The sequence below is a fragment of the Devosia sp. genome, from assembly GCF_040509215.1.
GTDB lineage: Bacteria > Pseudomonadota > Alphaproteobacteria > Rhizobiales > Devosiaceae > Devosia.
This window is the reverse complement of sequence record NZ_JBEVLL010000110.1, coordinates 1-7,483: the sequence shown is the minus strand read 5'-3', so window position 1 is coordinate 7,483 and position 7,483 is coordinate 1. Positions and strand designations below refer to the sequence as shown.

Annotated in this window: 9 protein-coding genes and 1 tRNA gene; 4 read left to right on the top strand and 6 right to left on the bottom strand. The window is 61.9% G+C overall.

Translation table 11 applies throughout. The features are described from left to right. Positions 1–58: 58 nt before the first annotated feature. The 3 genes from ABW043_RS06335 to ABW043_RS06325 form a co-directional block, all read right to left on the bottom strand. Positions 59–439 (bottom strand): hypothetical protein, encoded by a 381-nt coding sequence (locus ABW043_RS06335; protein ID WP_353920380.1) that lies wholly within the window; start codon positions 437–439, stop codon positions 59–61. Between the two features lie 260 nt (positions 440–699). Beyond that, on the bottom strand, positions 700–1,893 hold the full coding sequence (locus ABW043_RS06330) for a class I SAM-dependent RNA methyltransferase (protein ID WP_353920379.1): 1,194 nt from the start codon (positions 1,891–1,893) through the stop codon (positions 700–702). Between the two features lie 91 nt (positions 1,894–1,984). Further along, positions 1,985–2,983, bottom strand: a complete 999-nt coding sequence (locus ABW043_RS06325) for a complex I NDUFA9 subunit family protein (RefSeq protein WP_353920378.1) — start codon at positions 2,981–2,983, stop codon at positions 1,985–1,987. A 144-nt stretch (positions 2,984–3,127) separates the two neighbouring features. On the opposite strand from ABW043_RS06325, the gene ABW043_RS06320 reads away from it, so the two are divergent. The 3 genes from ABW043_RS06320 to ABW043_RS06310 all read left to right on the top strand — a co-directional run bounded on the left by ABW043_RS06320 (position 3,128) and on the right by ABW043_RS06310 (position 4,479). Then, positions 3,128–3,490, top strand: a complete 363-nt coding sequence (locus ABW043_RS06320) for a GFA family protein (protein WP_353920377.1) — start codon at positions 3,128–3,130, stop codon at positions 3,488–3,490. 56 nt (positions 3,491–3,546) lie between these two features. Beyond that, positions 3,547–3,631: transfer RNA gene (locus ABW043_RS06315), tRNA-Leu, on the top strand. Between the two features lie 116 nt (positions 3,632–3,747). Then, on the top strand, positions 3,748–4,479 hold the full coding sequence (locus ABW043_RS06310; protein WP_353920376.1) for an SDR family NAD(P)-dependent oxidoreductase: 732 nt from the start codon (positions 3,748–3,750) through the stop codon (positions 4,477–4,479). Here ABW043_RS06310 and ABW043_RS06305 read toward each other — a convergent pair. Genes ABW043_RS06305 through ABW043_RS06295 form a run of 3 tightly spaced genes read right to left on the bottom strand, consistent with a single transcriptional unit; the run spans position 4,469 to position 6,217 of the window. Continuing rightward, positions 4,469–4,885, bottom strand: coding sequence for a DUF2177 family protein (locus ABW043_RS06305; protein WP_353920375.1), 417 nt, complete (start codon positions 4,883–4,885; stop codon positions 4,469–4,471). The genes ABW043_RS06310 and ABW043_RS06305 overlap by 11 nt on opposite strands. Positions 4,886–4,895: 10 nt before the next feature. Further along, a complete protein-coding gene (locus tag ABW043_RS06300; RefSeq protein ID WP_353920374.1) occupies positions 4,896–5,543 on the bottom strand; it encodes a ChrR family anti-sigma-E factor in 648 nt (215 codons plus the stop codon). Next, positions 5,540–6,217 carry a sigma-70 family RNA polymerase sigma factor gene (locus ABW043_RS06295; protein ID WP_353920373.1) on the bottom strand — a complete coding sequence of 226 codons (678 nt, stop codon included), beginning with the start codon at positions 6,215–6,217 and terminating at the stop codon, positions 5,540–5,542. Before ABW043_RS06295 ends, ABW043_RS06300 begins: the two co-directional genes overlap by 4 nt. 134 nt (positions 6,218–6,351) lie before the next feature. On the opposite strand from ABW043_RS06295, the gene ABW043_RS06290 reads away from it, so the two are divergent. After that, on the top strand, positions 6,352–7,483 hold a 1,132-nt coding region (locus tag ABW043_RS06290; RefSeq protein WP_353920372.1), incomplete at its 3' end, for an NAD(P)/FAD-dependent oxidoreductase.

The following is a 7,483-nucleotide window of genomic DNA, read 5'->3' as shown; positions in this document are numbered from 1 at the left end:
CAGGAGGGCTCCGGTGCGCGGCCTTTTGCTCCTCCCAAGGGGAGCGAGACGAAATCTATTAGACGCGGTTGAACGTCAGCGTCTGGCAGAAGATGCCGGCGCGGCAGCCGGTGATCTTGATGGTATCGGGCGCCGTCTGCTTCACTGTTGCAGCAGCCTTGGCGCCATCGAACACCACGGTGCCTTTCCATTCATTCGAGGCAACCTGCTGAGCCGTAACAACCTGCTTGTTCACATAGGCAAGATTATCGGGCGTACGCGACTTGCCCTGAACGTCCTTGAGGACACCGCAGAGATCCGTGCCGGTGCCGCAGAGCGAAAACTCGAAGGACGTGCCAAAACTGTCGACCCAGGCGCCATTCGGGTTGACGTTCTGGGCGGCCGCAGGAAGGGCGAGAAAGGTCAGGGCAATAGGAAGCGCGAGTGCATAACGTAGCATTGGTTCTCTCCGAAAGGATGTCCTCGCTGCAGCGCAACGCCGCGCCAGAAGCACCCTTTTGTCATGTTTGTGTAGTCACCCAACGCCGAAGCCGGCCGAAGGTTTCATGGTGAATAGACCCATAAAAATCGGCCAAACTAAGATTTTGTAAAATTTTCAATTTTCCCAGAGAATTCCTGGGAAATTACTGGTTTGCGACAGTGAGATGCCAGTTGGCTTGCCTTAGTCCGGCCCCAGATGTTGCCCGGAATTAAGAAAGTCTATCGACGGAAGGTCGCGGCTATTTCGATATGGGTCGAATAGGTGAACTGGTCGACGGCGACGAGATCGGACAGGGCGAAACCGGCCTTGACCAACAGGGCCGCGTCGCGGGCAAAGCTCTTGGGATCACAGGCGACCATGACGACATGCTTGAGCTTGGAAGCGGCAATTTCCTTGACCTGCGCTTCGGCGCCGGCGCGCGGCGGATCGAGCACCACGGCATCGTAGTTGAGCTCGAAACGGGTGAGGGGCTCGCGGAAGAGGTCGCGCGTCCTGGCGGTAACGGCCTTGAGGCCCTTGGCATAGCGGACCGCCTTGTCGAGGGCGGTGACTGCAGGCTTGTCGCTATCGGCGGCAAAGACGGTCGATTTTTCAGCGAGCCGCAGCGCGAAGGGGCCGACGCCGCAGAAGAGGTCGGCGACCGATTTGGCCTTGCCCACGGCTTCCGTCACATAATCGGCCAGCACCTGTTCGGCTTCGGCCGTCGCCTGCAAAAAGCTGCTGATGGGCAGTTCCACATCGCCCCGGCCCATGGTGATCCTCGGCATCTGGGCAAGGAACATCATCTCGCCATTGAAGGCGAGCCTGGCGAGGCGGAAGCGATTGCCGAGGGGGATGAGCCGGTCGCCCTTGAGCCCCTTCACCGCGCTTCTCACCGAAACGTCGAGGCCGGTATTGGTGGCGGTAAGGCTGACATCGCAGGGGCCGATCATGGCGCCGATGGCGCGGGCAATGTCGGCGGCGGGTTTTAGCGCCGGGACGAGGATGGGGCAGGTATCAAGATCAAGCAGGTCGTGACTGCGGAGGCGCATATAGCCGGCCGCGTCTTTTCGCGCATGGAGCGTCGCGCGGCGCCGTCCCGCCCCGCCCGCCTCGACGAACTTTTGCACCTTGGCCTCGATACCCACCTGCATCAGCGGGGTTTCAACAAGACCTGTCTTGAAGGCGCGATAGGCCTCTGGAGCCAAGTGCTGGAGCTGGCAGCCGCCGCAGGCGCCATAATGGGGGCAGAAGGGGTCTTGCCGATCGGCAGACGGCGTTAAAACCTCGACCAGGGTGCCGCGCTCGCCTTCGCGCGTCAAAACAACCTCTTCGCCGGGCAGGGCGAAGGGCACGAAAACACGCTCGCCATCAATATGGGCGACGCCCTCGCCCTTGTGGCCGAGGTACTCGATTTGGGTGGTCAGGGTCATGTCAGTCCGGGGCTTGCTGCCCCGGAACTACAGCATGTCTCCCGAAAGTGGTACCGGTTTCGGGACAAAGACATGCGTGAGGAAGAGTCTTTTAGCGGCTGTTTGCCAATGACACGTCGCCGGTCTTGGGGCGATCGAACTGGCCATGCTTGCTGAAGCGCCACAGATATTGCGGCAGGATCGTATCCATCGAGGTGGGCACGATGCCGAAAGCGGCGAGGGTGCGCTTGTCCTTGATGGCAGCATCGGAGACGACATTGTCGACGCCGAGCAGCTCGATCTGGTCCGCAGTGACCAGCGGAGCGACCGGCAGGATGGTGAAGGGCAGGGCGAAAAGCTTGGCAATGCCGGAGGGCAGCGCGACGAGCGGACGCTTGCGGCCGGTTTCGCGCAAGACGCGGGCAAGGAGATCCTTGTGCGTCTCGACGGTGGGGCCACCGAGCTCATAAACGCGGCCGGTCTTCACCTTGCCTTCGGCTGCAGCGACGATTGCTTCGGCGACGTCGCCGACATGCACAGGCTGGAAGCGCGAGGCGCCCGAGATCACCGGCATGACCGGCAGCATGCGGGCGAGGAAACCCATCTTGTTGAAGAAGCCGTCGCCATGGCCGAACATCAGCGAGGGACGGAGAATGACGGCCTGCGGATAGGCTTCGAGCACGGCCTGTTCGCCGGCGAGCTTGCTGGCGGCATATTCGCTGACTTCGGCAGCCACATCGGCGCCGAGGGCGGACAGGTGAACCAGCGCCGCAACGCCGGCGGCCTTGGCGGCACGGGCAATGGCGGCAGCGCCATCGACGTTGACGGCCGCAAAGGTCTGCTTGCCGCCTTCATAGCCGAGGCCGACGAGATTGATGACCACATCGGCGCCGGCAACAGCGCGCTGCACCGAGGCTTCATTGCGGATATTGGCTTGAACCGGCACGATCTGGCCGACGCCACCGAGCATCTTCGCATCACCCGCCAGATCGGGGCGGCGGACGGCGATGCGCACGCGATAACCGGCGCGGGCGAGAACCTGGGCCAGATGGGTCCCAACAAATCCCGAACCGCCAAAGACAGTGACGAGTTTGGGCGAGAAGCGATCCATTTTGGACTCCGGCAAGGCGTTTGGGCACAAAGTTTGGAATGCTTCTATCCCAGCAAAGCGGCCAATGTCGAGAAAATCGTGATAGGGCCGTGCTTGACTCCAATGAAGATATGTTCTTCTTTTGTTCCAATAAAGGAGAACGCCATGCCCGAAAAACACGATTATCAGGGCCAGTGCCATTGCGGCGCCGTGCGCTTTTCCGCCCATACCGATTTTTCGGGGCTCGGCGATTGCAACTGTTCGCGCTGCCGGCGGCTGGGCTGGGTGATGCAGTCCATGCCCGAAGCCGATTTCACCCTGATTTCGGGCGCGGATAACCTTACGACCTATCGGTTCAACACCGAAATGATCGACCATCTCTTCTGCAAGACCTGCGGCATCGAGTCCTTTGCGCGTGGTTCCGACGGCAAGGGCAACATCATGTACATGATCAATGTGAACTGCCTCGAAAACCCGCCACGGATCGAAAAGGACGCGATAAAGCATTGGGATGGGGCAAACTTCTAAAAACCGTCATAAGCCCGTTGACTTTGAAATGGCTGGGCCCTAGTTACACGCCCGTCGCCCAGATGGCGGAATTGGTAGACGCGCACGGTTCAGGTCCGTGTGCCGCAAGGCGTGAAGGTTCGAGTCCTTTTCTGGGCACCAATTTCTCGATGCGAAAAGCCCCGTGACCTCTTGGTCCGGGGCTTTCGTGTTTTTGGGCCTTTCGCGCATCCAAAGACGCCGCTGGTTCGTATCTCCCTGATCACGGGGAGATTCGCATGGTCGCGACGGGCGAGAAAATCTGGATCATCGGCGGTAGCAGCGGCATCGGCACGGCGCTGGCGAAGGCCTATGCGCAAAAGGGCGCGCGGATCGTCGTGTCCGGCCGCAAGCAGGACGCGCTCGATGCGGTGGTTGCCGAGCTTGGCGATGGGCATGCGGCGGCTGTGGCCGACGTAGTCGATCCCGCTTCGCTTGAAAGCGCGGCAGCGGCGCATGGGCCGTTTGATCGGGTCATCGTCACCGCGGCGATTTATGACCCGGGTCCGGTGCTCAAGGCCGATCAGCAAAAGGCCGAGGCTATTTTTGCGGCCAATCTGACGGGGACGTTCAATGTCGCCCGTTGTGCAGCAAAACATCTGCGGAAGGGCGGACAGTTGGCGCTGTTCGGCTCCGCTGCGGCGCTTTTTGGCCTGCCGCAGGGGCAGGTCTATTCGGCCAGCAAGGCGGGCATCGTCAATTTTGCCCAGAGCCTGCGGGTGGAACTCGCTCCAGAGGTCGATGTGCGGCTCGTGACCCCGGGCTTCGTGCGCACGCGCCTCACCGATCAGAATGATTTCGACATGCCGGCGATCCTTGAACCGGAGGACGCGGCCGCGCGCATCCTGCGTGGGCTCGATGGCAAGAGCTTTGAAGTGGCTTTCCCCCGCCGGCTGATCTGGCCGCTGCGGCTCCTGGGCATGCTGCCCTATGCGCTCTCGCTGCCGATCGCTTCAAAACTCAAGCGGTGAGGCGGGCGGCCCAATAGCCGGCCAGCGCCGCAACGCCGCTGAGGAAACCACCCCAGACCAAGTCGATGGCGCTGACTTTCCACGACCAGTCCTTCAGCGTCGCCAGATTGGTCATATCATAGGTGCCATAGGCGATGAGGCCCAGCGCGACGCCGGCAATGACGGCCCAGAGCCAGGATTGCGCTGACACCGCCGGTACGACGGCAAAGCCGACAATGCCGGCAACGTAGAAGAGATAGAAGGCCCCGGCGGCCATGAAATTGGGGCGTTCGAGGAGCAGGGTGCCGATCTCGGCCCGGTAAAAGCCGATGGCGATGACGGTGAGCCAGAGGAAATCGAGGGCGAAAAAGACCACGGCGGCGCCGGCATAGGCCGCAAGCAGCGTCAGAAGCGAAAGTCCGGCCATGGTCTTCTCCTCAGATGCCCAGGAAGGGCTGGATGATCCGCATGAGACGGCTGCGGAATTTGAGCGGTGCGTCGGTGATGGCGAGGCAGATGCAATCTTCCTCGGGATCCGCCACCGGCTGATGGGTCAGGGAGCCATCGGCATCTTCGAGATCGCCGGGGCCAAAACTGTCGACCTCGTCGTGGAAACGGCCCGTCAGCACCAGCGTCAGTTCGCGGCCGCCATGGGTGTGCTCGGGCACGGGCGTACCGGCGCCGATGCGCAGGAGCCGCACCTGCGTTTCGTTGTCATTGGTGCGAATGACGATCTGCTTGGCCGTGCCCATGCTGCGCCATTTGAGCGTGTCGAGATCGCCGCCGAGATAGGAGCGCAGCGGCTCGGGCAAGACGGCCTTGGCTGGGCGCAGGATCGGCTGGACGGGCTCTTGCGGTTCGGAAAGGAGGCGCGCCTTGAGCTGTTCCCAGGAATCCTGGGGGCCGGCTTCGGGCGTCAGCTCTTCCATCAGGGCACCGGCGGTGGCTTCGGCGACGGCAAGGGCGCGGCGGCAGTCGGGGCACATGGCAAGATGGCAGGCGACGGCCAGCGACCAGCCTTCGGCAAGATTGCCTGAAGCATAGGCGAGGAGGAGATCGTCGTTGATGTGGTGGCGGATGGTCATTTCAGATCCTCCAGCGCCGTACGCAGGCGGCCAAAGGCCAGGCGGATGCGCGACTTGACCGTGCCGATGGGCAGGCCGAGACGTTCGGCGATGGTGCTGTGGGAGGCCTCCTCGAAAAAGGAGAGTTTGATGAGTTCGACCTGCTCCCTCGGCAGGTTTTTCAGCGCCGCATGCACGGCAGCGCGGCTTTCCTTGTCTTCCATGAGCCTCGGAGCATCGGGCTCGGGATCGGCGACAAGGGCCGGGTCGTCGAGATCGAAGGCCGGCCGGCGCTGCCGCCGCCACGCGTCGATCCAGATGTTCCGGGCGATCGTATAGATCCAGGCCGAGGCATGGCCGCGCGCCGGATCGAACTGGCCGGCCTTGCGCCAGATGGCGAGCATGGTTTCCTGCATCAGGTCTTCTGAAGCCTGCGCGTCGCGCGTCATCTTCAGGAGATAGGCCCGGATGCGCGGGGAAAACTCGCGAAACAGGGCTTCGAAGGCGACCATGTCGGCCGAGGCGGCGATGGCCACCAGTTTTGTACTGAGATCGTTGGGGAGGGAGCCGTCTTGGTTTTGGTCCGTGGTCATGACCTGCCGGTTTTTGTCCTTGCGGGGCGCAGCGCGCCGCAGGCGCATCATCGCCGCGCCATCGTCGCACTTCCCGGTCAGTGGGTAAATTGCCAGTGTCATGCCGCAAACTACGGCGCCATCAAATCGGTGGATCACTGGCGAGGCAAAATTTCGCCCAACGCAAAAATATGACCCAAAGAGTGATCTAAATTGGTCCCAGACCCGTATCTGCATGAAACAGACGGGACCAAATCATGTTTCATTCCGCCGGGGCTTTTTCCGGACCGCAACCGACGCGCCAGCGGATCGCCGTTATTGGCAGCGGTGTTTCTGGGCTTTCGGCCGCCTGGCTGCTCTCCAAGTCCAATGATGTGGTGCTCTACGAGGCCGAAGACTATGTCGGCGGCCATGCCCACACGGTCGATGTTCCAGGGACGGGGCCGGTCGATACCGGTTTCATCGTCTATAATGACCGGAACTACGCCAATTTCACCGCCATGATGAAGCATCTGGAGGTCGATAGCGTTTCGACGGAAATGTCGTTTTCCGCCTCGCTCGACGAGGGCAAGTTCGAATATTGCGGCGAGGGTCTTGCCGGCATGCTGGGGCAGCGGCGCAATGCGTTCCGTCCCCGCTTCTGGGCGCTGCTGCGCGATCTGATCCGCTTTTACCGCGAAGCCCCTGCCGTGCTCGACCGACCCGATCTGCAGCGCCTGACGCTCGACGAATATCTGCGCGCCCAGCGCTATTCGCGGTCCTTCGTCGATGATCATCTCCTCCCCATGGCCGCGGCGATCTGGTCATCGTCGGCCAATGACATCCGCTCCTATCCGCTACTCGCCTTCGTGCGCTTCTTTGAAAGCCACGGATTGCTGCTACTCACAGCGCGTCCCCTCTGGCGCACCGTCAAGGGCGGCAGCCGGGTCTATGTCAACGCGCTGCTTGAACAGTTTTCCGGCGAGGTGCGGCTTTCCTCGCCCGTCGCCAAGGTGATCCGCGATGACGCCGGGGTCACGGTGCGCGACCGCAAGGGCAATGAGGATCGCTTCGACCGCATCCTGATTGCGACGCATGCCGACCAGGCGCTCGCCATGCTCGATGAACCGGCCGAGGACGAACGCAAGCTGCTCGGCGCCTTCGAATATACCAAAAACCTCGCCGTGCTGCACGCCGACACGGCCTATATGCCGCGTCGCCGTCGCATCTGGTGCTGCTGGAACTATATCTCGTCCACAGCCACCGAAGGCCCGCTCTGCGTTTCCTACTGGATGAACAAGCTTCAGCATTTGGAAGGGCGCGATCTGTTCGTGACCCTCAATCCGCCGGACAATCCGCGCGAGGAAATCGCGCGGTTCGAATATACCCACCCGCTTTTCGACGCCAAGG

Excerpts from the sequence above, each read along its gene's own strand:
- ABW043_RS06335 (WP_353920380.1), bottom strand. The coding sequence starts at position 439 with ATGCTACGTTATGCACTCGCGCTTCCTATTGCCCTGACCTTTCTCGCC.
- ABW043_RS06330 (WP_353920379.1), bottom strand. The coding sequence starts at position 1,893 with ATGACCCTGACCACCCAAATCGAGTACCTCGGCCACAAGGGCGAGGGC.
- ABW043_RS06325 (WP_353920378.1), bottom strand. The coding sequence starts at position 2,983 with ATGGATCGCTTCTCGCCCAAACTCGTCACTGTCTTTGGCGGTTCGGGA.
- ABW043_RS06320 (WP_353920377.1), top strand. The coding sequence starts at position 3,128 with ATGCCCGAAAAACACGATTATCAGGGCCAGTGCCATTGCGGCGCCGTG.
- ABW043_RS06310 (WP_353920376.1), top strand. The coding sequence starts at position 3,748 with ATGGTCGCGACGGGCGAGAAAATCTGGATCATCGGCGGTAGCAGCGGC.
- ABW043_RS06305 (WP_353920375.1), bottom strand. The coding sequence starts at position 4,885 with ATGGCCGGACTTTCGCTTCTGACGCTGCTTGCGGCCTATGCCGGCGCC.
- ABW043_RS06300 (WP_353920374.1), bottom strand. The coding sequence starts at position 5,543 with ATGACCATCCGCCACCACATCAACGACGATCTCCTCCTCGCCTATGCT.
- ABW043_RS06295 (WP_353920373.1), bottom strand. The coding sequence starts at position 6,217 with ATGACACTGGCAATTTACCCACTGACCGGGAAGTGCGACGATGGCGCG.